The organism is Stenotrophomonas sp. 10L48, from assembly GCF_056395105.1.
The window spans coordinates 318,299-342,075 of record NZ_JBFTIX010000004.1 but is presented as its reverse complement, the minus strand read 5'-3'; the positions used below and the strand labels follow the sequence as shown (position 1 = coordinate 342,075).

Below are 23,777 nucleotides of genomic sequence, written 5' to 3'. Positions count from 1 at the left end.
TCAGCGAGCCGGTGGTGGCGGCAGCGACGTCTGTTCCGACTCGCCATTGAGCTTGGCCGTGATCTGGTCGTTGTCGCGGTCGATCGCCGTGCGCTCCAGCGGCCAGCGCATGACCTGGCCGGGCAGCACATAGCCCAGCAGGCCGGGATGGACGATGCGCGGCCGCTCCGGGCTACCCAGGGCGAGGTCAGCGATCTGCGCGTAGCTGTTGCCGGTATTGCCTACTTCCACGCCGTTGCGACCGTCGTCCAGCCGCACCAGGCGGGCGTGCAGCTGCGGTGCCAGCCGGCTGCCAGCGCCGGGTTGCACGAATACCGGGATGGAATAGCGCAGCACGAACTGCATGCCTTCGGTGCGCGTGGCCAGATCGGGCACCTCGTCGACGATCAGCCGGTAGTACTGCTGCGCAGCCGGTGCGTCGGCCACGGCGCGCATGACCCGTACCAGCTGCTGCTGGCCGGCGGCCAACTCCTGCATCGGCGGCGTGGCCAGCAGATCTTCGGTGGGCAGCAGCTGTTCGTTGCCGTCCTGCTGCACCCAACGGAATACCCGGACCTGCAGCTTCACCGGCGAGGTGCCGCTGTTGGTCAACCACAGTTCGCCAGCGCGCTGGCGTGCCTCCAGCTGCAGGCTGGTGGGCGCGACCTGCAGGCTGGTCGCCGACGCCGCGGAGACCCAAAGCAGCAGGCTGAGAACGAGCAGCGCCACGCCGGTGGCGCGCCACGGGCGGGATCCGGCCATGCGGGCGTGCTCCATCAATAGGTGATCGTGGCTGTAACGGTATCCAGGTAGTTGCCGGTCGCAGCGTTGGCCGTGCTCAGGTTGAGGATCTGGCCGTAGACGATGTAGGGCACCGCCAGGCCGGTGCCGATACCGGCCTGGGTGTTGGTGCCCGTGGTGGCGCCCCACACCAGGGTATGCGCGGCATCCTGGTAGAGCTGGTAGCCCACGTAGTTGTTGGCCGTCACTGCTGCGTTGGTGTTCTTCATCCGCCGCGTGGTGACGTCATTGGCCGTACCGGCATTGGCACCGGCGTTGAGCGAGATGGTGTACGGGGTCAGCGCCGAACACTGTGCGGTTACGGTGCCCTGGCCCAGGGTCGGGGTGGCGGTGGTGGAGGCGGCGGTACCGAAGTCGACGTTGGTCGCGGCGGCCGCGGTGATGGTGCAGGCCTTGGTGACCACCAGGGTGACGTTGAACGTAGTGGTGTCGGCGGCGGCGGCCGGGCCAGCCACCAGCAGGGCCAGGGCCCAAGCCCAGGGGGAACGAACGGTGGATCGCATGGACAACCTCCCTGACCCGAAGGTCCGTTGAACAGCGCGAAGTCGGCACGTTCTGCGCCGATTTGACGACAGTGGGGCCAGCGTAGGCACCGCAAGTGTCTGTATTCCGTGAGAAACAGGCGATCGAAAGGGTGTGGCCCATCACGCTTTCACGTTCCTTGCCGGATCCGTGCATGCCCCGGATCGCCAGTTGGGTGGCGTTCGTTCAGATTGCGGCCGGATCGGCGATAATGGGAGCCATGAGCGTGAATATCAAAACCCCGCAGGAAATCGAGATGATGCGCATCGCCGGCCGCCTGGCCAGCGAAGTGCTCGACATCGTCACCCCCCACGTCAAGCCCGGTGTCACGACCGAGGAACTGGACCGCATCTGCCACGACCACATCGTGAACGTGCAGGGCGCCATTCCGGCCAACGTCGGCTACCGCGGCTTCCCCAAGACCGTGTGCACCTCGGTCAACAATGTCATCTGCCACGGCATTCCCAGCGAAGGGAAGGTCCTCAAGGATGGCGACATCATCAATATCGACGTCACCGTCATCAAGGACGGCTGGCATGGCGACACCAGCCGCATGTACTTCGTCGGCACCCCGTCGGTGATGGCCAAGCGCCTGGTCGACGCCACCTATGAAGCGATGTGGCGCGGCATCCGCGCGGTGCGTCCGGGCGCAACCCTGGGCGACGTCGGCCATGCGATCCAGAGCTACGCCGAAGGCGAACGTTTCAGCGTGGTGCGCGAGTACTGCGGCCACGGCATCGGCAAGGTCTACCACGATGAACCGCAGGTGGTGCATTACGGCCGTCCGGGCCAGGGCCTGGTGCTGCAGCCGGGCATGACCTTCACCATCGAGCCGATGATCAACGAGGGCACCCGCTACAACAAGGTGCTGCCCGATGGCTGGACCGTGGTGACCAAGGACCGCAAGCTGTCGGCACAGTGGGAGCACATGATCGCCGTCACCGAGACCGGCGTGGACGTGCTGACCCTGTCGCCGGGCGAGTCGCAGGTCTCCTGACGATGCTGCCGGCGAGTTCGCTGCTGGACACGCCGGCCGCGTCGCTCAACGACCCGGACTGGGCTGCTGCCGCGCGCGACGCGCTGCAGCAGGCCGATACGCGCCTGTACCGCCGCTTCGACCAGGGCGACAACATCGAGCGCCTGCTGGCCTTGCGCGCGCGCGCGGCCGATCACCTGATCCGCCATGCGTGGCAGCGCTGCCTGCCGGCCGACAGTGGCCTGTCGCTGTTTGCGGTCGGTGGCTATGGGCGCGGTGAACTGTTCCCGCGCTCGGACATCGACCTGCTGGTGTTCGGCGATCCGCAGGCGCAGCTGGCCCATGAAGAGGCGCTCGCGCGCCTGTTCGCGCTGCTGTGGGATTGCGGCCTGGCGGTCAGCCACGCGGTGCGTTCGGGCGGGCAGTGCAGCGAGGCTGCGGCCGACCAGACCGTGCTGACGGCGTTGATCGAAGCGCGCCCGCTGATGGCCGATGAGGCGGCGCGGCGTGCGCTGCGTGCGGCAGTGGATGACCGCGAGCTGTGGCCGCCGCGTGCGTTCTTCCTGGCCAAGCTGGAAGAACTGCGCAACCGCCACCAGCGTTTCGGCGACACCGCCGACAACCTGGAGCCGGACCTGAAGGATGGCCCCGGCGGCCTGCGCGATCTCAACACGCTGGGCTGGATGGCGCTGCGTGCGTTTGGCGTGCGCGATCTGGAAGCGCTGGTCGGCCTGGGCCACCTGGGCGCTGACGAGGCCGCGGCGCTGAAGCGCGAACGTGCGGTGCTGGCGCGACTGCGCTTCGGCCTGCACCTGGTGGCGCGACGCCCGGAAGAGCGCCTGCGCTTCGATTACCAGAAGACCCTGGCCGCGCGCCTGGGCTTTGAAGACGACGCCGAGAGCCTGGGCGTCGAGAAGATGATGCAGGGCTTCTACCGCGCCGCTTCGGTGGTGCGGCGGATCAGTGATCGTCTGCTGCAGCGTTTCGAGGAACAGTTCGATGGCGAGGCACAGCCTGAGCCGCTGACCGTGGGGTTCGCGCTGCGCCGTGGCTACCTGGCGGCCAACGATGCCGACTGGCCGAATGCTGACATCGGCCAGGTCTTCGCGCTGTTCGCCAGCTGGGCGAACAATCCGCAGATCCGTGGCCTGCATTCGTTGACTGCGCGCGCGCTGGCCGAATCGCTGCCGTTGCTGCCTGCCTATGACCAGGCAGACCCTGATGCGCGCGAACAGTTCATGGCCCTGCTGCGTGGCCAGCGCCCGGTCGACACGCTTTCGCGCATGGCGCGGCTGGGCGTGCTCGGGCAGTGGATTCCCGCATTCGCCCAGGTCAGCGGGCGCATGCAGTTCGACCTGTTCCATGTCTACACCGTCGACCAGCACACGCTGATGGTCCTGCGCAACATGGGGCTGTTCGCCAGCAGTCGCGCCGATGAACGTTTCTCCATCGCCCACGAAGTCTGGCCGCGCCTGCGCAAGCCCGAACTGCTGCTGCTGGCCGGCCTGTTCCACGACATCGCCAAGGGGCGCGGCGGCGATCATTCCGAACTGGGCGCGGTCGATGCACGGGCGTTCTGCCACGCGCAGGGGCTGAGTGGTTCGGATACCGAACTGGTGGCCTGGCTGGTCGAACAACACCTACGGATGTCGGTGACCGCGCAGAAGCAGGACATCGCCGATGCGGACGTGATCCATCGTTTCGCGACCCTGGTCGGCAGCCGCGACCGCCTGGATTACCTCTATCTGCTGACCTGCGCCGACATCGCCGGCACCAGCCCGAAGTTGTGGAACGCGTGGAAGGACCGGCTGCTGGCCGATCTGTATTTCGCTACCCGCCGCGCGCTGCGCGAGGGCCTGGAGCATCCGGTGCCGGCCGCCGAGCGCGTGGCCGAAGCGCGCGACAGCGTGCGTGCGCTGGTGCGCGAGCAGGGCTACGACGATGCCACCATCGACCGCCAGTTCGCGGTGATGCCTGACGAAGGTTTCATCCGCCTGCGCCCGGAACAGTTGGCCTGGCAGGCTGCCGCACTGGTGCCGATCAAGCAGGGCCAGACGCTGGTGAAGGTACGCCGGATCAGCGTTGACGACCCAGCGCTGGAAGTGTTCGTGCACTCGCCGGACCGTGATGGCCTGTTTGCCGCGATCGTGATGACCCTGGACCGCAAGGGTTACGGCATCCACCGCGCACGCGTGCTGGATGGTCCGTCCGAGACGATTTTCGATAATTTTGAAGTCAGCCCGGCCGATACGTTTGCCGATGGCAGCAGCGCCAACCTGGAAGCTGCACTGCGCGAGGCGCTCAGTGGCGACCTTGCGCGGCTGCGTCCCTCGCGCCGGGTGGTGCCACGCCAGCTGCGCCACTTCCGTTTCGCCCCGCGCATCGAGTTCCGCGATGAACCCGGCGCGACCCGTTTTGCCCTGGTCGCCCCCGACCGCCCCGGCCTGCTGGCCGACGTGGCGTTCGTGCTGCGCAACCAGGGACTGCGCGTGCAGGACGCGCGCATTGCCACATTCGGCGAACGCGCCGAAGACACCTTCGTGATCAGTGACGAACACGACCTCCCCCTGACTGAATCCGCCCGGCAGCAGCTGCATGACGCAATGCTGGCCTGCCTGGACCCTGATCGAAACGCCGGAGACCCCGCCTGATGGCCACCAAGCCTGCAAAGAAGACTGCCGCGACTGCCAAGAGCGCCGCGGCCAGAAAGACTACTGCCGCTGCCCCGGCTGCGAAGAAAGCTGCACAACAGCCGAAGGCGGGCCAGACCGCAGCGGTGAAGAAGGCCGCCGTGCCGAAACAGGCTGCAGCGAAGAAGGCGCCGGCAAAGAAGGTCCCGGCCAAGACCGCCGAAGCTGCGCGCGCCGAGAACATCGCGCGCAAGTCGCTGCGCAAGCCGGCCGGGCCGGGCGTGGAAGAACTGAAGTTCGGCATCGAAAGCGCCTTCGAGCGCCGCGCCACGCTGACCCTGCACGAACTGGAAGGCTCGACCCGGCCGCTGGTCAACCGCGTGATCGATGGCCTGGAAAGCGGCGAGTTCCGCGTCGCCGAACCCGATGGCCATGGTGGCTGGAAGGTCAACGAATGGCTGAAGAAGGCGGTGCTGCTGTATTTCCGCGTCAACGACATGGCCGTGGTCGATGCACGCCCGGCACCGTTCTGGGACAAGGTCGAATCGCGCTTTGCCGGCTATGACGAGGCGAAGTTCCGCCGTGGCGGCGTGCGCGTGGTGCCGGGTGCGATCGCCCGTCGCGGCACGTATTTCGGCAAGGACGTGGTGCTGATGCCGAGCTTCACCAACATCGGTGCCTACGTCGGCGAAGGCACCATGGTCGACACCTGGGCCACCGTCGGTTCCTGCGCGCAGATCGGCCAGCACTGCCACCTGTCCGGTGGTGCCGGCATCGGTGGCGTGCTCGAGCCGCTGCAGGCCAGCCCGACCATCATCGAAGACCATTGCTTCATCGGCGCGCGTTCGGAAGTGGTGGAAGGCGTGGTCGTCGGCCATCACAGCGTGATCGGCATGGGCGTGTTCCTCAGCCAGAGCACCCGCATCTACAACCGCGCCACCGGCGAAATCAGCTACGGCTACATTCCGCCGTACAGCGTGGTGGTGTCCGGCTCGCTGCCGAGCAAGGACGGTACGCACTCGCTGTACTGCGCGGTGATCGTCAAGCAGGTCGATGCCCGCACCCGCAGCAAGACCAGCGTCAACGACCTGCTGCGCGGCCTGGCCGACTGACGGGGCCGCACGCATGAGCACCACCGTCCATGGTCTGAAGAACTGCGATACCTGCAAGAAGGCGACCAAGTGGCTGGACCGCTTCGGCGTGCCGTACACCTTCGTCGACTACCGCGACAACAAACCCAGCCCGGAAACGCTGCTGGAATGGGCCGCGCAGCTGGGTGGCCTGGCGGCGATGGTCAACCGGTCCTCCACCACCTGGCGGCAGCTGCCGGACAATCGCAAGGCCGCCGATTCGGAGGCGGAATGGAAGCTGCTGCTGCGCGAGTACCCGCAGTTGATCAAGCGGCCGCTGGTGGTGACTGCCGACGGCAAGGTCAGCCAGGGTTTCAGCGACAACGGTTTCAAGGCGCGCTTCGGCGTGGGCGGCGCGTGAGCGCCGTCCTCGACCTGGCCTGCGATCTGATTGCACGGCCGTCGGTGACTCCGGACGATGCCGGTTGCCAGGCGCTGATTGGTGAACGTCTGCAGGCGGCCGGTTTCACCTGTGAGCACCTGCGGCTGGGTGAGGTCGACAACCTGTGGGCCACCCACGGCAGCGGCGCGCCAGTGCTGGTCCTGCTGGGCCATACCGACGTGGTGCCGCCGGGCCCGCGCGAGGCGTGGCAGAGCGATCCATTCGCGCCACAGATCCGCGATGGCGTGCTGTACGGTCGCGGCACCGCCGACATGAAAGGCAGCGTGGCCGCGTTCGTGATCGCTGCCGAACAGTTCGTTGCGGCCCATCCGCAGCACACCGGTACGCTGGCGGTGCTGCTGACCAGCGATGAGGAAGGCGATGCGATCGATGGTGTGCGCCATGTCGCGCGGCTGTTCGCCGAGCGTGGCCAGCGCATCGACTGGTGCATCACCGGCGAGCCGTCCTCCACCGCCACGCTTGGTGACCTGCTGCGCGTGGGACGTCGCGGCAGCCTGTCGGCCAAGCTGCGCGTGCAAGGCGTGCAGGGCCACGTGGCCTACCCGGACAAGGCGCGCAATCCGATTCATCTTGCCGCGCCCATGCTGGCCGAACTGAGCGCACGGCGCTGGGACGAGGGCTATGAGAGCTTCCCGTCGACCAGCCTGCAGATCTCCAACATCCATGCCGGCACCGGTGCCAACAACGTGATTCCCGGTGAGCTGGAGGTGGATTTCAACATCCGCTACAACCCGCACTGGGATGCAGCGAAGCTGGAAGCGGACATCACCGCGCTGCTGGACCGCCATGGCCTGCAGTACACGCTGAAGTGGCACCGCAGTGGCGAGCCGTTCTACACCCCGGAAGGTACGTTGCGCGCAGCGGCGCGCGCGGTGCTGGCCGAGCACACCGGTCGCGCACCGGAAGAGAGCACCGGTGGTGGCACCTCCGATGCGCGCTTCATCGCACCCCTGGGCGCGCAGTGCATCGAAGTCGGCCCGGTCAACGCCAGCATCCACCAGGTGGATGAGAACGTGCGCGTGGACGAGCTGGAAGCACTGCCGGGGCTGTACCAGCGACTGGTGGAGCGGTTGCTGGTGTGATCCGCGTCGCCGGGCATGGCCCGGCGCTACCGGGTGAGCGTGCGGATGCTGGTGTGATCCGCGTCGCCGGGCATGGCCCGGCGCCACCGGGGTGAGCGTGCGGATGATCGTGGGTAGCGCCGGGCCATGCCCGGCGAGCGCAGCGGCGCGCGTTACTCCGAAAAACTGAAGAACGGCGGTTCGACCGCTTTCTTCCAGTAGCTCGGCGCCGCCATGTAGAACTGCTGTGCTTCCGCCTTGGCAAACCAGGCCGCAGCAGCGTCAGGGTTCTTCTCGACGCCCGGCGCACTGCGGCCCAGCAGCAGCCCGGCGAAGTACTGGCCGAACACATTGCCCTTCTCGCCGGCGCGCTGGTACAGCTGCAGCGCACGCGCCGGATCGCGCGGCAGTCCCACGCCCTTCTCCAGCAGCGCGCCCAGGTCCACCTGCGCTTCGGCATCGCCGCGCTCGGCGCGACGCTGGATCTGCGCAACCAGCGGATGCACGCTGTCGCCCTGCGCGGCCACCGCATCCGGCAGTCGCGACGATGAACTCGGGTAGCGCTGGTAGATCATTCCGCGCAGGTCCCAGCACAGCGCCTGTTGCGCGTCGCCACGCTGGCGATAGGCCTTGGCGAGTTCGTAGAACGCATAGGGATTGCCGTGGTAGGCCGCCGCCAGATAGGCGCGTTCGCCACGCCGCCAGGACGCGCGCAGCACCGGCGCAGGGTTGATGTGGGGGCTGTCGGCATACCGCAGCGTGCCGGAGATCCAGATCCGGCCCAGGGCTTTTTCCGCCTTGGTGTTGTGGAAGGTCCAGGGGGTGACCGCTGCGGCACGCTCGTAATAGGCGATGGCGCGCGGATCGTTGAAGCGCTCGAAGGTTTCCGCGGTATCAAAGGCCCCCTCGAAGCTGCCGTCGGTTCCGCGTTGTTCCAGGCTCTGCTGCTGAGCCGGCGGAAGGAGCGAGGGTGGGGGCAGGGTCTGGCAGGCGGCCAGGCCCAGGCAGATCAGGGCGGCCAGAGCCGCGTTGCGTCCGTTGCGGTGTTGCATTTCCATTGCACGTTTCATGGCGGGCCATTATGCGCTCTGCGGAGTGGTTGCCAACGCAACGGTTGCGCCGTGCCGGAAAGCGGGGTAGGGTCGATGCCATGTCGATCCGCCTGGCCACCGCCGTCAACAACACCAACCGCAATAATCTGCGTGCGAATAATCGTGCGCGGCCGATGCGGGACTGCGCCCTGGGTAGATAGACAGCAACATACGCCCGGACACCAGAAAACCCGCATCGGCCGATGCGGGTTTTTTTGTGCCCGGGCGCAGCCCCACCCGGGCCTGGATGGCCGGTCGAACACCTTCCCCCCGTGTACTTCCCCACAACAGGAGTTCCACCCATGTGTTCGATCTTCGGTATTTTCGGCCTGCAGGCCGGTGACGATCTTCCTTCCCTGCGCCGCCATGCGCTGGAGCTGTCGCAGCGCCAGCGTCATCGTGGCCCGGACTGGAGCGGTGTGTACCTGGACGAGGGCGCGCTGCTGGTGCACGAGCGCCTGGCCATCGTCGATCCGGCAGGCGGCTCGCAGCCGCTGCTGTCCGAAGACGGGCAGCTGGCGCTGGCGGTCAACGGCGAGATCTACAACCACCAGCAGCTCAAGGCCGGACTTGCCCAGGCCTATGCCTTCCAGACCGGCTCGGACTGCGAGGTGATCAACGCGCTGTACTGCCAGGGCGGGTCGCCGGCGCAGTGGCTGGAGCAGCTCAACGGCATCTTCGCTTTTGCTTTATGGGATCGCAGTGCGGGCCGTGTACTGATCGCGCGCGACCCGGTCGGCGTGGTGCCGCTGTACTGGGGCCATGATGCGCAGGGGCGGTTGCGCGTCGCCTCTGAAATGAAGGCGTTGGTCGATACCTGTGCCGACGTCGCCCAGTTCCCGCCTGGCCATTACTACGACAGCGCCAGCGGTGAGCTGGTGCGCTACTACCAACAGCCGTGGCGCGAGTACGACGACGTGCAGGGCCGCCCGGCCGATCTCGCCGAGCTGCGCCAGGCCTTCGAACATGCGGTCGAACGCCAGTTGATGAGTGACGTGCCGTACGGCGTGCTGCTGTCGGGCGGGCTGGATTCGTCGCTGGTTGCCGCCGTGGCAGCACGTTATGCGCGTCGTCGCATCGAAGATGGCGGGCAGAGCGAAGCGTGGTGGCCGCGCCTGCATTCGTTCGCCATCGGCCTGAAGGGCTCGCCGGATCTGGCCGCTGCTGCGGTGGCCGCCGAAGCACTGGGCACGGTCCACCACGGCTTCGAATACACCTTCGAAGAAGGCCTGGACGTGCTGCCGGAGGTGATCCGCCATATTGAAACCTACGACGTCACCACCATCCGCGCCTCCACGCCGATGTTCCTGCTGGCGCGCCGGATCAAGGCGATGGGGGTGAAGATGGTGCTGTCCGGCGAAGGCAGCGACGAGATCTTCGGCGGCTATCTGTACTTCCACAAGGCACCGGACGCGCGCGAATTCCACCAGGAACTGGTGCGCAAGCTCGACGCCCTGCACAACTACGATTGCCTGCGCGCCAACAAGTCGATGATGGCCTGGGGCGTGGAGCCGCGCGTGCCGTTCCTGGACCGCGAGTTCCTCGACGTGGCGATGCGATTCGATGCCGCGCACAAGATGGTCGGCGCCGGTTTTGGTGGTCGCCGCATCGAGAAGGCGGTACTGCGCGAAGCCTTCCAGGGCTACCTGCCGGACAGCATCCTGTGGCGGCAGAAAGAGCAGTTCAGCGATGGCGTCGGCTATGGCTGGATCGATGGCCTGAAGGCGCACGCCGAAGCACAGGTCAGCGACCGCGTGTTGGCTGCGGCCGACAAGCGCTTCCCGCACAACCCGCCGCAGACCAAGGAGGCGTACTACTACCGTCACCTGTTCGAGCAGTTCTTCCCCAGCCATGCGGCGGCTGAAACCGTGCCGGGCGGCAAGTCGATCGCCTGTTCCTCGCCGGCAGCGATCGCCTGGGATGCCAGCTTCGCCGCCGCCGCCGACCCATCGGGCCGCGCCATCGCCGGCGTGCACGAGCAGGCCCTGGCCTGATCGGCCGCGCCGAGCGGCAGCCACACGGGTAGCGCCGGGCCATGCCCGGCGAGCCCTGCAGCGCATGGGCGGCGAGGGACGTATCATCAGCCCCCTGCACATTGGGGAATGTTCATGGACGTACAGACCGGAGGTCCCGTGAGGCCGACGAAGTGGGCTTGGCGCTACCTGGTGTGGGCCGGCGTGCCGCTGCTGGTCGGCCTGCTGCTGGCGCGCTATGCGGGCCCCGGGCTGCCGACGGTGGCCAGCAAGGCCGAAGCCGTGGTCGGCAGTGACTGGGCACATCACCTGGCCTCGCCGCTCGGCCTGTTCCTGCTGCAGCTGCTGGTGCTGCTGCTGGTCGCCAAGGGCGCCGGTGCGCTGTTGAAGCGTTTCGGCCAGCCGGCCGTGATCGGCGAGATGGCCGCCGGCCTGATGATGGGGCCGCTGTTGCTGGGCAGCCTGCTGCCGCAGGTGCACGGTGCACTGTTCCCGGCCGCTTCGCTCGGGCCGCTGGGTATGCTCAGCCAGCTGGGTGTGCTGATGTTCCTGCTGGTGGCTGGTGCCGAACTGGATCTGGGCGCGCTGCGTGGGCGCCGTCGATTCGCCTTCACCGTCAGCCACGCAGGCATCGCGGTGCCGTTCGTGCTTGGTGTGGTCCTGGCCATCTGGCTGTACCCGCAGCATGGCCCGCAGGGCGTGGGTTTCACCGCGTTCGCGCTGTTCGTCGGTATTTCGATGAGCATCACCGCTTTCCCGGTGCTGCTGCGCATCCTCGCTGATCGCGGCATCACCCACACACCGCTGGGGCAGACCGCCATCGCCTGCGCGGCGCTGGGCGATGCTACCGCGTGGTGCCTGCTGGCGCTGATCGTGGCGGCAGCGCAGGCCACCGGCTGGTTGCCGGCCAGCCTCAACCTGCTGTGCGTGGTGGCGTTCATCGCGCTGATGCTGGGACTGGTGAAGCCGTGGTTCGCCCGCCAGACCATCGCGCCGGGTCGCGAAGGGCGCTGGCTGCTGGGCATCCTGCTGCTGTCGCTGGCCAGTGCGCTGGTCACCGAAGTGCTCGGCATCCATGCGCTGTTCGGCGCCTTCGCTGCAGGCGTGGCGGTGTCGTCCAACGCGCAGCTGCGGCACCTGCTGGTGGCCAGGGTCGAACCGTTCGCGGTGACGCTGCTGCTGCCGCTGTTCTTCGCCATGACCGGCCTGCGCATGCGCGCCGATGCGTTGCAGACCAGTGACATCGCGTTGTGCGTCGTGGTGATCGCCATGGCCACAGTGGGCAAGCTGCTGGGCACCTGGAGCGCGGCGCGCAGTACCGGCATGACCTCGCGCGAAGCGTGGCGACTGGGTGCACTGATGAATACCCGCGGGTTGATGGAGCTGATCGTGCTCAACCTGGGCTACGAGCTGGGCCTGCTTGGCGACCGCCTGTTTGCGGTGCTGGTGATCATGGCACTGGTGACCACTGCGATGACCGGGCCGCTGTTGAACCTGATCGAGCGCCGCAAGGCCTGACCCGGTCGCGCCCGGTGGCGGTGCAGGGCATCCCCCGCGGCCTGATGGCAGGGTAGTGCCGGCCGCTGGCCGGCAGCCACGCACACGCGGCGGGCATCATGCCGTGGCCGGCCAGCGCTATCGCGCCGGTAGCAGCGTCAACGTGTGCTGCGCCTTGCCGGGCAGGAACGGGGTGGGGCGGCCATGCACCCAGTCCTCATGTCCGGCGCCCCAGTACGGCGACAGCGGATGGCCGCTCTGCCCACCCGGCATGTGCACGATGCCATCGGCCTCGTGGCCGGGCGAGACCACCATGCGCTGCGAGGCGCCGAACGCCGGCGTCTGTACACGCGGCATGTCACGGTCGCCGGGCAGGGGATCGGCCGGCATGCACAACCAGCGGCTGGCGAAGGCGGGCAGGGCGCGCGCGACCGGATGGCAGATCGCTGCGGTATTGCGCTCGCCCCAGATGCGGTGCGCCAGCGGCCCCTGCGCGGACAGCTCCGCTTCGGTACGGCGCGCCGCATCGGCCAGCAGCGCATCCCAGTTCGTGTACGCGGGCGGCAGCAGGTTGGCCGGGCGCTGCTGCAGCATCGGCCAGGCCACGCCTTCCAGCTGCGCCAGTCGCGGTGCCAGGAAATCCTCGCCCAGCGGTGCCCGGGCCGGTGCCAGCAGCGCATCGGTCAACGTGTCGAGTACCTGTGTGCGGAACTCGCGCACCACCCGGTAGCTGACCGAATCGATCGCGGCGCGACCCTCCCAATGGCTGCTGACCGTGCCCAACCGCTTCAGTGCCGGATCGTCGCTGTGTTCGACCACCTGGTGCAGCAGCACCCACCAGCGCTGCAGGAACACCGCGCGGTCGTCGAGCTGGATCGCCAGCAGGTCGTGCTCGTCGAAATGCTCCTGCGTGGCCAGCAGGTCGCGGATCTGCCGTCCGCGTGCGCCGAGGTCGTAGCCACCATTGCCGACCGTGGCCAGCGTCGCCTCGTCCACCACGCGGCTGTTGGCCGTCCACAGCCGATGCGAGGCGGGGTCGACCAGGCTCGGCGCGGCGTCGCTGCGGATCGGCCACGGCGCGCAGCCCGGGTTGCGGTGATTGTCATTGAAGCCCAGCGGTGTACAGCCCGGGCCACGGTCAGGCCGCGCGCCGATCAGGCGCCACGCGATACGCCCGCTGCGGTCGCCGATCACCAGATTCTGCGCGGGAATGCCGGCATGGTCGGCAATCTGCAGGGCCTGGTCCAGATCGGCGGCCCGTGCCATGTCGGCGAAGTCCATGCGCACCGCGCCCGGCAACTGCGCGACCCAGCGCAGGGCGTCGCCTCTGCCATCGGCGTGGGTGTGCAGGATCGGTCCCCACGCGGTTTCGCGTACCGGGAAACGCACGTCGGCACCGCCGGCCACGACGATCCGTTCCTCGTGCACGGTCACTGCAGCGTCCGCTGGCTCGGTGCGGAAGTCGGCAGTGTCGATGTAGCTGTTGGTGAAGCCCCAGGCCACGTGGCCGTTGCTGCCGACGATCACCGCCGGCACGCCCGGCAGCGAGAATCCGCTGACGTCGACCTGGCCACCCGCAGCCTGTGGATCGGGGTAGCGCAGGCGCACACGGAACCACAGGCTGGGGGCGCGCAGGCCCAGGTGCATGTCGTCGGCGACGATCGCACGGCCATCGGCGGTCAGCGCGCCGGCCACGGCGAAATTGTTGCTGCCGACCGCGTCGGCATCCTCGGCAGCCGCGCCGGTCGCGGCCTTCAGCGTGCGCAGGTCCAGCTGGCTGGCATCAGGCAGGGGGGCGTTGCCACGGGCAGCGCCGACCAGCGGCGCATCCCACTCGCTGCCGTCGTGCGCCAGCAGCGCATGCAGTGCCGGTGGCACCACCGCGCGGATGCGCTCCAGGGCGAGTTCGGACTGGTTGCTGGGGTCCTGCAGGTCGGCGTACATGGCCAGGCCTGCCAGCACGCTGTCGCTGGCCTGCCACGGTTGGGGCGCCTGCCGCAGCAGCAGGTAGGCCCATGGCCGTACCGCCAGGCTGCCCAGGCCCTGGTTGACCCCGTCCACATAGGCGCGCACGGCCGCAGGGTCGCTGCCCAGTGCGTCCTGCAGATGGGCCTCGGTGCGCGCGCGCAGGCGGTGTACGCGCATGCGCTTGTCGGCTTCGATCGCCTTCGCTCCGAACAGGGCGGACAGTTCACCCGCGGCACTGCGCCGCATCAGGTCCATTTCGAAATAACGTTCCTGCGCGTGAACACGGCCGAGCGCCCGCAGGGCATCAGTCTTGTTGCCGGCGGTGATGGTGACCACCCCCAGCGCATCGCGCTCCACGGTGACCTTGGTGGCCAGCCCGGGCAACGGGCGCTCGCCGTCCAGTTCGGCCAGGCTGCCGCGCAGCAGCAACCACAGGACCAGCACCGCGAGCAGCACGATTGCCACCAGCACACCCAGAATCCACCGCCACGTACGACGCATTACAGGTCCTTTCCGAGCAGGTCGGCCGATTGTAGCCGCAGGCGCAACTGCGACTGATTCCGATTAGATCACCGTATTTCCAGATGGGGCACCATGGGCGCCATCGATTCACAGGAGCTCCCCCCATGAAAGGCAACCCGGACGTCATCGCCTGCCTGAAGGAACTGCTGCGCGGCGAACTCGCCGCCCGCGACCAGTACTTCATCCACTCCCGCCGCTACGAGGACCAGGGCCTGTTCGCGCTGTACGAACGCCTGAACCACGAGATGGAGGAAGAGACCCAGCATGCCGACGCGCTGTTGCGCCGGATCCTGTTCCTGGGCGGCGACCCGGACATGCGCCCGCATGCCACCGAGCCCGGCAAGACCGTGGAGGAGATGCTGCGCAAGGACCTGGACACCGAATACGCGGTGCGCAACAACCTCGCCGCCGGCATGAAGCTGTGCGAGGAGAAGGGCGACTACGTGAGCCGCGACATGCTGCTGGCGCAGTTGAAGGACACCGAGGAAGACCACGCCTGGTGGCTGGAGCAGCAGCTGGGCCTGATCAAGCGCATCGGCCTGGAGCTGTACCAGCTGAGCAAGATCGACGGCAGCGGCGCCCCGGCGCACTGACCCCGATTGTCGTAGCGCCGGGTCATGCCCGGCTCTACCAGGAGCGCAAAGCAACGTCGCCCGCCAGCACCGGAGCACCGCCAGCCAGCCTTCGCCCGCCAGCTGCTCCACCGCCCGCCAGCCGACAAACAAAGAAGCCGGGGAATGCCCCGGCTTTTTTGTGTCTGATGCTCCGTTCCCGGTAGCGCCGGGCCATGCCCGGCGGGTTCCCGGTTGCCGGGCAAGGCGTGTCAATCAAGGTTGACACCTACCATCATTCGACCGACAACCCTTCCACCTTCTGCCAGCCACGCGGCAGCAGATGGCCACGGGTGGCGCGGGCGCCCAGATAGGCGTCGAGCTCGTTGAACTTCAGCCCCATGGTGCGCTGGCCGCTGCGGACCTGCAGGGTCTGGCCGGGGCTGATTGCCACGATGGCGACCACGCGTTCGGTGGCGAGCTTGGCCTTGGGGATCTCGATGATCTTGTTGCCCTTGCCCTTGTCCAGTTCCGGCAGGTCGTTGGCGGCGATCGCCAGCAGGTTGCCCGAACTGGTCACCGCGACGATGCGGTCGGTAGCGACGTTCGCCACCACCGATGGGGTCAGTACCGATGAGCCCGCCGACAGGTTCAGCATCGCCTTGCCGGCCTTGTTGCGACCGATCAGGTTCTCGAAGCGGGTGACGAAACCATAGCCGTGGGTCGAGGCCAGCACGAAGCGCGTATCTGGTTCGGCGCTGGCCAGGGTCACGAAGCTGGTGCCCGCAGCTGGCGAGAAGCGGCCGGTCAGCGGCTCACCGTTGCCGCGTGCCGAGGGCAGGGTATGCACCGGCGTGGAGTAGGCGCGGCCTTCGCTGTCCAGGAACGCGACCTGCTGGGTGCTGCGCGCACGCACTGCACCCTGCAGCGCATCGCCATCGCGGTAGGACAGGGTCGAGGCATCGATGTCGTGGCCCTTGGCGGCGCGGATCCAGCCCTTCTCGGACATCACCACCGTCATCGGCTCGCTCGGTACCAGCTCGGTCTCGTCGATGGCCTGCGCGGCCTGGCGCTGCACCAGCGGCGAGCGGCGCTCGTCGCCGAACTTCTTCGCATCGGCCTGCAGCTCGTCGCGGATCAGCTTCTTCAGCTTGGCCTTGCTGTCGAGGATGCTGAGGATCTTGTCGCGCTCCTTGGCCAGTTCGTCCTGCTCGCCGCGGATCTTCATCTCTTCCAGGCGGGCCAGCTGCTTCAGCTTGGTTTCCAGGATGTACTCGGCCTGGTCTTCGGACAGGCCGAAGCGTGCGATCAGCGCCGCCTTCGGTTCGTCCTCGGTACGGATGATGTGGATCACCTCGTCCAGGTTGAGGAACGCCACCAGCAGGCCTTCCAACAGGTGCAGGCGACGCTCGACCTTCTGCAGGCGGTGCTGCAGGCGGCGGGTGACGGTGCTGCTGCGGAATGCCAGCCATTCGCTGAGCAGCGTCTTCAGGTTCTTCACCTGCGGACGGCCGTCCAGCCCGATCACGTTGAGGTTGACGCGGTAGCTGCGCTCCATGTCGGTGGTGGCGAACAGGTGCCCCATCAACTGCTCGGCGTCGACGCGGTTCGAGCGCGGCACCAGCACCACGCGCACCGGGTTGGCGTGGTCGGACTCATCGCGGATGTCTTCCAGCCACGGCAGCTTCTTGGCGCGCATCTGCGCGGCGATCTGCTCGATCACCTTCGACGGCGACACCTGGAACGGCAACGCGGTGACCACCACGTTGTGCGCTTCCTTGATGTAGGTGGCACGCGCACGCACGCTGCCGTTGCCGGTCTCGTACATGTTCCGCAGATCGTTGGCCGGGGTGATGATCTCGGCGTTGGACGGATAATCCGGACCCTTCACGTGCTCGCACAGGTCGCGCACGCTGGCATCCGGATCGTCCAGCAGGTGCAGCAGCGCGCTGACGATCTCGTTGAGGTTGTGCGGCGGCACATCGGTGGCCATGCCCACGGCGATGCCGGTGGTGCCGTTCAGCAGCAGATGCGGCAGGCGTGCCGGCATCCAGGTCGGTTCCTGCAGGGTGCCGTCGAAGTTCGGTGCCCAGTCGGTGGTGCCCTGGCCCAGTTCGCCCAGCAGTACTTCGGCGATCGGGGTCAGCTTGGATTCGGTGTAACGCATCGCCGCGAACGACTTCGGGTCGTCGCTGGAACCGAAGTTGCCCTGGCCTTCGATCAGCGGATAACGGTACGAGAACGGCTGTGCCATCAGCACCAGCGCTTCGTAGCACGCGCTGTCGCCATGCGGGTGGTATTTACCGATGACGTCACCGACGGTGCGTGCGGACTTCTTCGGCTTGGACGCGGCATTCAGGCCCAGCTCGCTCATCGAATAGATGATGCGGCGCTGCACGGGCTTCAGGCCGTCGCCAATGAACGGCAGGGCGCGATCCAGGACCACGTACATCGAGTAGTCGAGGTAGGCGCGTTCGGCGTACTCGCGCAGCGGCAGTTGTTCGAAACCGTGGAACACGGGGCGGGCAAGATCGGTCATGCGGCGTTGTTACCTATGTCGGGAGGCGGTGACGGCGGTCGCCGCTCTCAATCCAGTGATTATCCGGATGCGGCGGGGGATGCCAAGCCGCGTGCAGGGTCAAGGCCCGGTTCCAGGCCGTGGCCGGCCCGTGCCAGGTAGCGTCCGGGCGGTAGCCCGAAGTGTCGCCGGAACACGGTGACGAAGGCGCTGGCGCTGCTGAAGCCCAGTGCGTGGGCGATGTCAGCCACGCTGCGGCCCTCGCTGAGCTGCCGCAGCGCCTCGGCCAGCCGCGCCTGCTGGCGCCATTGCGCAAAGCTCAGGGTGGTCTCGTCGCGGAAATGGCGGGTCAGGCTGCGCGGCGACAGGCCGGCCCAATGCGCCCACTGCGCCAGGCCGCGCTCGTCGGCCGGGTCGGCCAGCAGCTGCGAGGCGATCTTCAGCAGGCGCCGGTCGCGCGGCATCGGCAGGTGCATGCGCTGGCGCGGCGCGGCGCGTATCTCGTCCAGCAGAACGTTGATGATGTGCTGCCGTTCGCTGGTGCTTTCGTAGTCCTGCGGCCAGTCACAGATGCGTTCGGCCACTGCCTGCGCCAACCGCGAGATGCCCAGCACGCATGGGTCGGCGGGCAGTTCGGCGCACAGCGGTGCGGCCAGCACCATGCCCCAGCCGCGCAGGGGGCCATCGATGTGGACCGTATGCGGCTCGGCCGGCGGCATCCAGCCCGCCGAGCCTGGCGCCAGCGACCAGGTGCCATGCGAGGTGCGGGTGGTCAGCAGGCCGCGTTCGACGCAGATCAGCTGCGCGCGGACGTGGTGATGCCAGTCCACTTCGCGGGCCAGCCCCTGCGGGCTGTCGAAGCGGAAGGCGATGACCGGCGGGCCGTCATTGCGCTCGAACCAATCCAGTGCTTCTTCGCGCAGCAGGGTGGCAGGGCCGGGTTCGCCCGCCTTCACGTGGGCCGGGGGTGGCTTGAATGTGACATTCATTGGCTGGATTGTACTACCGGGCCAGTTGGGGGCGCCATTAAGGTGGCGCCTTCACCTGATCCAGCCCACTGCTGCAACACAGCATTTGATGCCAGATCGAATATTTCCATTGAGAAATATTTTTTTTGGAAGAGAATGCTCCCCCATGATCTGTCCTGCAACCACTCCCCCCAGCTTCGGCCTGCTGCTGCGCCAGGTGCGCGACGGCCTGGTCCGTCAGCTCGACGCGTCCATGGCCGAAGAAGACCTCGGCATCGGCTTCACCCACTACATCGGGCTGAAGGTGCTCTCGAACATGGCGCCGTGCACGGCCAACGAGCTGGCCCAGGCCATCGACCAGGTGCCCAGCGCGGTCACCCGCCTGCTGGACAAGCTGGAAGCGCTCGGTTGCGTGCGCCGCGAGCCGCATGCGCAGGACCGGCGTGCACTGCAGATCGTATTGACCGATGAAGGCCGCGCGCTGTGGGCGCGGTTGAAGCTGCGCGGCGACGCGGTGATGGATTACGCCCTGCGCGATCTGTCCGCCGACGAACGCACGCAGCTGCTGTCCCTCCTGACCCGAATCCGCGATTCCCTGACAACCCCATGAACCCGATCCCGCATCCCACTCTCCGCCGCTCCGGGCGCGCGCTGCTGGTTTCAGCGCTGGCCCTGGCCTTGGCCGCCTGCGCAAGCAGCCGTGGCCTTGACCCGCAGGGCCACGTGCTCGACGTGGACAGCCTGCACAGCGAACGTACCCTGGCCGACAGCGACCTGAGCGCAGCCGGTTTTCCTGCCCAGGACTGGTGGAAGGCACTGGGCGATGCGCAACTGGATGCGCTGATCGCCGAAGGCCTGGCCGGCCATCCGAGCCTGGACGCCGCCGACGCGCGCCTGCGCCAGGCACAGTCGCAGGTCGGCACCGCGCGCGCCGATCGCCTGCCCAGCCTCTCCGTGTCCGGTGGCTACACCGGCCTGCGCCTGCCCGAATCGATGGCTGGCGATGAAATCGGCGGCCACTACGCCGGCAGCAGCCAGATCGCGTTCGACTTCAGCTACGGCATCGACCTCTGGGGCGGCAAGCGCGCCGCCTGGGAGGCTGCCGTGGATGGCGCCCACGCCGCCACCGTCGAGGCCCAGGCCGCGCGCCTGAACCTGTCCACCGGCATCGCCCAGGCCTATACCGACCTGGCCTACGCCTGGCAGCTCAACGACGTGGCCGAAGAAGAACTGGCGCGCTCGCAGAAGTCGCTGCAGCTGACCCGGCAGCGTCGTAGTGCCGGCATCGACAGCGACCTGCAGGTGCGCCAGGCCGAAGCCCGCGTGCCGGCCGCACAGCAGCAGTTGCTGGCGGCGCAGCAGCGCATCGATGCCGGGCGCACGGCGCTGGCCGCGCTGGTCGGCAAGGGCCCGGACCGCGGCCTGTCGATCGAACGCCCGCGGGCGATGAACCCGCTGGCCCTGCAGTTGCCGGGCGTGGTGCCCAGTGAACTGCTCGGCCGTCGCCCCGACATCGTCGCCGCGCGCTGGCGGGTGGAAGCGGCCGACAAGCAGATCAAGGTCGCCAAGACCCGGTTCTACCCGAGCCTCAACCTGACCGCGCTGGCCGGCGTGGTCGCACCGAATGTCGGCGACCTGCTGCAGAGCAGTTCCAGCTTCGCCTACATCGGCCCGGCGCTGAGCCTGCCGATCTTCGAAGGCGGCAAGCTGCGGGCCAACCTGGCCAACACCGATGCGCAGTACGACCTGGCCGTGGCGAACTACAACCAGGCGGTGCTCGATGCACTGCGCGACGTGGCCGACCAGGTCAACGCGGTGCGCTCACTGGCGCAGCAGGCGCAGTCGCAGCAGCAGGCGGTGGATACCGCACGCGCTGCATTCGACCTGGCCCAGCAGCGCTATCGCGCTGGCATCGGCAGCTACCTGGACGTGTTGACCGCGCAGTCCACCCTGCTGCAGTCGCAGCAGCAGCTGGCCGGCCTGCAGTCGCAGCAGCTGCAGACCTCGGTGCGCCTGAGCAAGGCGCTCGGCGGTGGTTTCCAGCCCAGTGACGCTGATGCCGCACCGCTTGCTTCCCATTCCGATTCCTCGCATTCCTGAAGACGCCTGCCATGAGCCAGACCCAAGACACTGCGGCCCCCGCCGCCCCCAACCGCCGCGGCAAGCTGTTGCGCGGCCTGTTCGTGATCGTCGTGCTGCTGCTGGCGGCACTGGCGCTGTGGTACTTCATGTTCGGCCGTTGGTTCGAAGAGACCGACGACGCCTACGTGCAGGGCAACCAGGTGCAGATCACCCCGCTGGTGGCCGGTACCGTGGTCGCCATCAACGCCGATGACGGCATGCGCGTGGAGCGCGGCCAGCTGCTGGTGCAGCTGGACCCGGCCGATACCTCGGTGGCCCTGCAGCAGGCCGAAGCCAACCTGGCCAAGACCGTGCGCCAGACCCGCGGCCTGTACCGCAGCGTCGAAGGTGCGCAGGCGGACTTGAACGCACGCCAGGTGACCCTGAAGCGCGTGCGCGACGACTTCGCACGCCGCAAGGGCCTGGCCGCCACCGGCGCCATCTCCAACGAAGAACTGGCCCACGCCCGCGATGAGCTGGCAGCTGCCGAAGCGGCCGTGGCCGGTTCGCGCGAGACCGTCGAGCGCAACCGCGCACTGGTTGATGACACCGTGATCGCCACCCAGCCGGATGTGCAGGCTGCCGCCGCGCAGCTGCGCCAGGCCTTCCTCAACAATGCACGTTCGGGCATCGTCGCGCCGGTCACCGGCTATGTCGCCCGTCGTTCGGTGCAGGTTGGCCAGCGCGTGCAGCCGGGCAATGCGCTGATGGCGGTGGTGCCGACCGAGCAGATGTGGGTCGAAGCCAACTTCAAGGAAACCCAGCTGCGGCACATGCGCCTGGGCCAGGAAGTGGAGCTGAAGTCGGACCTGTATGCCGGCGACGTCAAGTACAAGGGCCGCATCGACAGCCTGGGCCTGGGCACCGGCTCGGCGTTCTCGCTGCTGCCGGCGCAGAACGCCAGCGGCAACTGGATCAAGATCGTGCAGCGCGTGCCGGTGCGCATCGCCATCGATGCCAAGCAGCTGGCCGAACACCCGCTGCGCATCGGCCTGTCGATGAAGGCCGAGGTGAGCCTGCGCGACCAGAAGGGCGAAGTGCTGCCGAGCGCAGCCGCCAAGGGCACGGTGTTCGACACCGACGTGTACGCCAAGCAGCTGCACGATGCCGATGAGGTGATCCACACGATCATCCAGGGCAACCTGCCGCAGCAGTCCAAGGCGAGCTGAGGTCGGCCATGTCCGCACAAGCTCCAGCTGCGCCCGGCTCTCCGGGCGCACCGGCGGCGCCGGGTGCGGCCGCTGGATTCCTGCCACCCAGTGTGGCCCTGTGCACCGTGGGCCTGGCGATGGCCTCGTTCATGCAGGTGCTCGACACCACCATCGCCAACGTCTCGCTGCCGACCATCGCCGGTAATCTTGGCGCCAGTTCGCAGCAGGCGACGTGGGTCATCACCTCGTTCGCGGTCAGCACCGCGATCGCGCTGCCGCTGACCGGCTGGCTCAGCCGTCGCTTCGGCGAGCGCAAGCTGTTCGTGTGGGCCACGCTGGCCTTCGTGATCACCTCGCTGCTGTGCGGCCTGGCCCAGAGCATGGGCATGCTGGTGCTGTCGCGTGCGCTGCAGGGCTTCGTCGCCGGCCCGATGTACCCGATCACCCAGTCGCTGCTGGTCTCGATCTATCCACGGGAGAAACGCGGGCAGGCGCTGGCGCTGCTGGCGATGATCACCGTGGTGGCGCCGATCTGCGGGCCGATCCTCGGTGGTTGGATCACCGACAACTACAGCTGGGAATGGATCTTCCTGATCAACGTGCCGCTGGGCATCTTCGCTGCGCTGGTGGTGGGCAACCAGTTGAAGGGGCGCCCGGAGCACGTCGAGAAGCCGAAGATGGACTACGTCGGCCTGGTCACCCTGGTGATCGGCGTGGGCGCATTGCAGCTGGTACTCGACCTGGGCAACGACGAAGACTGGTTCTCGTCGATGAAGATCGTGGTACTGGCCTGCGTTGCCGTGGTGGCGCTGACCGTGTTCCTGATCTGGGAGCTGACCGACAAGGACCCGATCGTCGACCTGAAGCTGTTCCGGCACCGCAACTTCCGTGCCGGTACGCTGGCGATGGTGGTGGCCTACGCGGCGTTCTTCAGCGTGGCCCTGCTGATTCCGCAGTGGCTGCAGCGCGACATGGGCTACACCGCGATCTGGGCCGGTCTGGCAACAGCCCCGATCGGTGTACTGCCGGTGATCATGACCCCGTTCGTGGGCAAGTACGCATCGCGTTTCGACATGCGCATGCTGGCCACCATCGCGTTCGTGGTGCTGTCGATGACCAGCTTCCTGCGTTCGGGTTTCAACCTGCAGGTGGACTTCCACCATGTGGCCGGCGTGCAGCTGATCATGGGCATCGGCGTGGCGCTGTTCTTCATGCCGGTGCTGCAGATCCTGCTGTCGGACCTGGATGGTCGTGAGATCGCGGCCGGTTCGGGCCTGGCCACGTTCCTGCGTACGCTGGGCGGCAGTTTCGCGGCGTCGCTGACCACCTGGCTGTGGGCGCGTCGCACGCAGGTGCATCACGCGGACCTGACCGAGCACATTTCGGCCTATCAGCCGGGCATGCAGGACCAGGTGGCGGCGATGGGGCAGGGCGACCTGCAACATGGCGCGGCGGTGCTGAACAACATGATCAACCACCAGGCATCGCAGATGGGCTTCAACGACATCTTCTTCCTGCTGGGCTGGATCTTCCTGGCGATCATCTCGTTCCTGTGGCTGGCCAAGCCGCCCTTCGGTGCGGGCGCGGGTGCCGCCGCCGGTGGCGGGCACTGATCGATCGCTGTTGCTGAAAAACAAAACCCCGCCGGAAGGCGGGGTTTTTGTTTGCAGTGCATCCACGCAGGCATGCGAATTCCAGTAGATCCACGCCATGCGTGGATGGACTGCCGCGCAGGCGATCGCGTTTCGAATACCGGACATGAAAAAACCCGCTTGCGCGGGTTTGATCATTGTCTGAGTCATGGTGCCCAGGAGAGGACTCGAACCTCCACGAAGTTGCCCCCGCTAGCACCTGAAGCTAGTGCGTCTACCAATTCCGCCACCTGGGCGACTCAGGAGGAGAATTTTGCAGGAAG

General features: G+C 67.5%; 18 protein-coding genes and 1 tRNA gene. 12 read left to right on the top strand and 7 right to left on the bottom strand.

Annotation, left to right across the window (positions count from 1 at the left end; genetic code table 11):
* Nucleotides 1–756 carry a fimbrial biogenesis chaperone gene (locus tag AC1DCU_RS09000; RefSeq protein ID WP_099783394.1) on the bottom strand — a complete coding sequence of 252 codons (756 nt, stop codon included), beginning with the start codon at nt 754–756 and terminating at the stop codon, nt 1–3.
* On the bottom strand, nt 756–1,283 hold the full coding sequence (locus AC1DCU_RS08995) for a Csu type fimbrial protein (protein WP_025877648.1): 528 nt from the start codon (nt 1,281–1,283) through the stop codon (nt 756–758). The genes AC1DCU_RS09000 and AC1DCU_RS08995 overlap by 1 nt, the downstream gene beginning before the upstream one ends.
* A gap of 173 nt (nt 1,284–1,456) precedes the next feature.
* Between AC1DCU_RS08995 and map the strand changes: the two genes are divergently transcribed.
* From map to dapE, 5 genes are read left to right on the top strand one after another with little or no spacing between them, the layout of a single operon-like run.
* Nucleotides 1,457–2,299 carry a type I methionyl aminopeptidase gene (gene map, locus AC1DCU_RS08990; protein ID WP_080277585.1) on the top strand — a complete coding sequence of 281 codons (843 nt, stop codon included), beginning with the start codon at nt 1,457–1,459 and terminating at the stop codon, nt 2,297–2,299.
* Between the two features lie 20 nt (nt 2,300–2,319).
* Nucleotides 2,320–4,929, top strand: a complete 2,610-nt coding sequence (locus tag AC1DCU_RS08985; RefSeq protein WP_456301995.1) for a [protein-PII] uridylyltransferase — start codon at nt 2,320–2,322, stop codon at nt 4,927–4,929.
* Nucleotides 4,929–6,020 (top strand): 2,3,4,5-tetrahydropyridine-2,6-dicarboxylate N-succinyltransferase, encoded by a 1,092-nt coding sequence (dapD, locus tag AC1DCU_RS08980; RefSeq protein WP_025877642.1) that lies wholly within the window; start codon nt 4,929–4,931, stop codon nt 6,018–6,020. The genes AC1DCU_RS08985 and dapD overlap by 1 nt, the downstream gene beginning before the upstream one ends.
* 13 nt (nt 6,021–6,033) lie before the next feature.
* Nucleotides 6,034–6,399 (top strand): arsenate reductase, encoded by a 366-nt coding sequence (locus AC1DCU_RS08975; RefSeq protein ID WP_080149330.1) that lies wholly within the window; start codon nt 6,034–6,036, stop codon nt 6,397–6,399.
* A complete protein-coding gene (gene dapE / locus AC1DCU_RS08970) occupies nt 6,396–7,523 on the top strand; it encodes a succinyl-diaminopimelate desuccinylase (protein WP_059063604.1) in 1,128 nt (375 codons plus the stop codon). Before AC1DCU_RS08975 ends, dapE begins: the two co-directional genes overlap by 4 nt.
* Before the next feature lie 152 nt (nt 7,524–7,675).
* Here dapE and AC1DCU_RS08965 read toward each other — a convergent pair whose 3' ends face one another.
* Nucleotides 7,676–8,554: a tetratricopeptide repeat protein gene (locus AC1DCU_RS08965; RefSeq protein WP_442251057.1), complete on the bottom strand. Its 879-nt coding sequence runs from the start codon at nt 8,552–8,554 to the stop codon at nt 7,676–7,678.
* Between the two features lie 341 nt (nt 8,555–8,895).
* Here AC1DCU_RS08965 and asnB point away from each other — a divergent pair, with 341 nt between their 5' ends.
* Complete coding sequence (gene asnB / locus AC1DCU_RS08960) at nt 8,896–10,587, top strand: asparagine synthase B (protein ID WP_032975805.1); 1,692 nt, start codon at nt 8,896–8,898, stop codon at nt 10,585–10,587.
* Between the two features lie 108 nt (nt 10,588–10,695).
* Nucleotides 10,696–12,084, top strand: coding sequence for a cation:proton antiporter domain-containing protein (locus AC1DCU_RS08955; RefSeq protein WP_032975806.1), 1,389 nt, complete (start codon nt 10,696–10,698; stop codon nt 12,082–12,084).
* Between the two features lie 117 nt (nt 12,085–12,201).
* Here AC1DCU_RS08955 and AC1DCU_RS08950 read toward each other — a convergent pair whose 3' ends face one another.
* A complete protein-coding gene (locus AC1DCU_RS08950; RefSeq protein ID WP_442251033.1) occupies nt 12,202–14,532 on the bottom strand; it encodes a penicillin acylase family protein in 2,331 nt (776 codons plus the stop codon).
* Between the two features lie 125 nt (nt 14,533–14,657).
* Here AC1DCU_RS08950 and bfr point away from each other — a divergent pair, with 125 nt between their 5' ends.
* A complete protein-coding gene (gene bfr, locus AC1DCU_RS08945; RefSeq protein ID WP_025877631.1) occupies nt 14,658–15,146 on the top strand; it encodes a bacterioferritin in 489 nt (162 codons plus the stop codon).
* A gap of 253 nt (nt 15,147–15,399) precedes the next feature.
* Here the strand turns inward: bfr and parC are convergent, their stop codons facing one another.
* Nucleotides 15,400–17,643, bottom strand: a complete 2,244-nt coding sequence (parC, locus tag AC1DCU_RS08940) for a DNA topoisomerase IV subunit A (protein WP_032975808.1) — start codon at nt 17,641–17,643, stop codon at nt 15,400–15,402.
* A gap of 59 nt (nt 17,644–17,702) precedes the next feature.
* On the bottom strand, nt 17,703–18,611 hold the full coding sequence (locus tag AC1DCU_RS08935) for an AraC family transcriptional regulator (RefSeq protein WP_032975809.1): 909 nt from the start codon (nt 18,609–18,611) through the stop codon (nt 17,703–17,705).
* Nucleotides 18,612–18,756: 145 nt separating this feature from the next.
* Between AC1DCU_RS08935 and emrR the strand changes: the two genes are divergently transcribed.
* From emrR to emrB, 4 genes are read left to right on the top strand one after another with little or no spacing between them, the layout of a single operon-like run.
* On the top strand, nt 18,757–19,200 hold the full coding sequence (emrR, locus tag AC1DCU_RS08930) for a multidrug efflux system transcriptional regulator EmrR (RefSeq protein WP_025877626.1): 444 nt from the start codon (nt 18,757–18,759) through the stop codon (nt 19,198–19,200).
* Complete coding sequence (emrC, locus tag AC1DCU_RS08925) at nt 19,197–20,690, top strand: multidrug efflux transporter outer membrane subunit EmrC (protein ID WP_032975811.1); 1,494 nt, start codon at nt 19,197–19,199, stop codon at nt 20,688–20,690. The genes emrR and emrC overlap by 4 nt, the downstream gene beginning before the upstream one ends.
* A gap of 11 nt (nt 20,691–20,701) precedes the next feature.
* Complete coding sequence (gene emrA / locus AC1DCU_RS08920; RefSeq protein WP_025877623.1) at nt 20,702–21,880, top strand: multidrug efflux MFS transporter periplasmic adaptor subunit EmrA; 1,179 nt, start codon at nt 20,702–20,704, stop codon at nt 21,878–21,880.
* 8 nt (nt 21,881–21,888) lie between these two features.
* Nucleotides 21,889–23,475, top strand: coding sequence for a multidrug efflux MFS transporter permease subunit EmrB (emrB, locus tag AC1DCU_RS08915; RefSeq protein WP_025877622.1), 1,587 nt, complete (start codon nt 21,889–21,891; stop codon nt 23,473–23,475).
* Nucleotides 23,476–23,663: 188 nt separating this feature from the next.
* On the opposite strand, the gene AC1DCU_RS08910 is transcribed toward emrB, so the two are convergent.
* Nucleotides 23,664–23,750, bottom strand: a tRNA-Leu gene (locus tag AC1DCU_RS08910).
* Nucleotides 23,751–23,777 lie beyond the last annotated feature (27 nt).

What these genes read in the sequence shown, in the direction of transcription:
- AC1DCU_RS09000 (WP_099783394.1), bottom strand. Translation starts at nt 756, where the DNA reads ATGGAGCACGCCCGCATGGCCGGATCCCGCCCGTGGCGCGCCACCGGC.
- AC1DCU_RS08995 (WP_025877648.1), bottom strand. Translation starts at nt 1,283, where the DNA reads ATGCGATCCACCGTTCGTTCCCCCTGGGCTTGGGCCCTGGCCCTGCTG.
- map (WP_080277585.1), top strand. Translation starts at nt 1,457, where the DNA reads ATGCCCCGGATCGCCAGTTGGGTGGCGTTCGTTCAGATTGCGGCCGGA.
- dapD (WP_025877642.1), top strand. Translation starts at nt 4,929, where the DNA reads ATGGCCACCAAGCCTGCAAAGAAGACTGCCGCGACTGCCAAGAGCGCC.
- AC1DCU_RS08975 (WP_080149330.1), top strand. Translation starts at nt 6,034, where the DNA reads ATGAGCACCACCGTCCATGGTCTGAAGAACTGCGATACCTGCAAGAAG.
- AC1DCU_RS08965 (WP_442251057.1), bottom strand. Translation starts at nt 8,554, where the DNA reads ATGCAACACCGCAACGGACGCAACGCGGCTCTGGCCGCCCTGATCTGC.
- asnB (WP_032975805.1), top strand. Translation starts at nt 8,896, where the DNA reads ATGTGTTCGATCTTCGGTATTTTCGGCCTGCAGGCCGGTGACGATCTT.
- AC1DCU_RS08955 (WP_032975806.1), top strand. Translation starts at nt 10,696, where the DNA reads ATGTTCATGGACGTACAGACCGGAGGTCCCGTGAGGCCGACGAAGTGG.
- AC1DCU_RS08950 (WP_442251033.1), bottom strand. Translation starts at nt 14,532, where the DNA reads ATGCGTCGTACGTGGCGGTGGATTCTGGGTGTGCTGGTGGCAATCGTG.
- bfr (WP_025877631.1), top strand. Translation starts at nt 14,658, where the DNA reads ATGAAAGGCAACCCGGACGTCATCGCCTGCCTGAAGGAACTGCTGCGC.
- parC (WP_032975808.1), bottom strand. Translation starts at nt 17,643, where the DNA reads ATGACCGATCTTGCCCGCCCCGTGTTCCACGGTTTCGAACAACTGCCG.
- AC1DCU_RS08935 (WP_032975809.1), bottom strand. Translation starts at nt 18,611, where the DNA reads ATGAATGTCACATTCAAGCCACCCCCGGCCCACGTGAAGGCGGGCGAA.
- emrR (WP_025877626.1), top strand. Translation starts at nt 18,757, where the DNA reads ATGATCTGTCCTGCAACCACTCCCCCCAGCTTCGGCCTGCTGCTGCGC.
- emrC (WP_032975811.1), top strand. Translation starts at nt 19,197, where the DNA reads ATGAACCCGATCCCGCATCCCACTCTCCGCCGCTCCGGGCGCGCGCTG.
- emrA (WP_025877623.1), top strand. Translation starts at nt 20,702, where the DNA reads ATGAGCCAGACCCAAGACACTGCGGCCCCCGCCGCCCCCAACCGCCGC.
- emrB (WP_025877622.1), top strand. Translation starts at nt 21,889, where the DNA reads ATGTCCGCACAAGCTCCAGCTGCGCCCGGCTCTCCGGGCGCACCGGCG.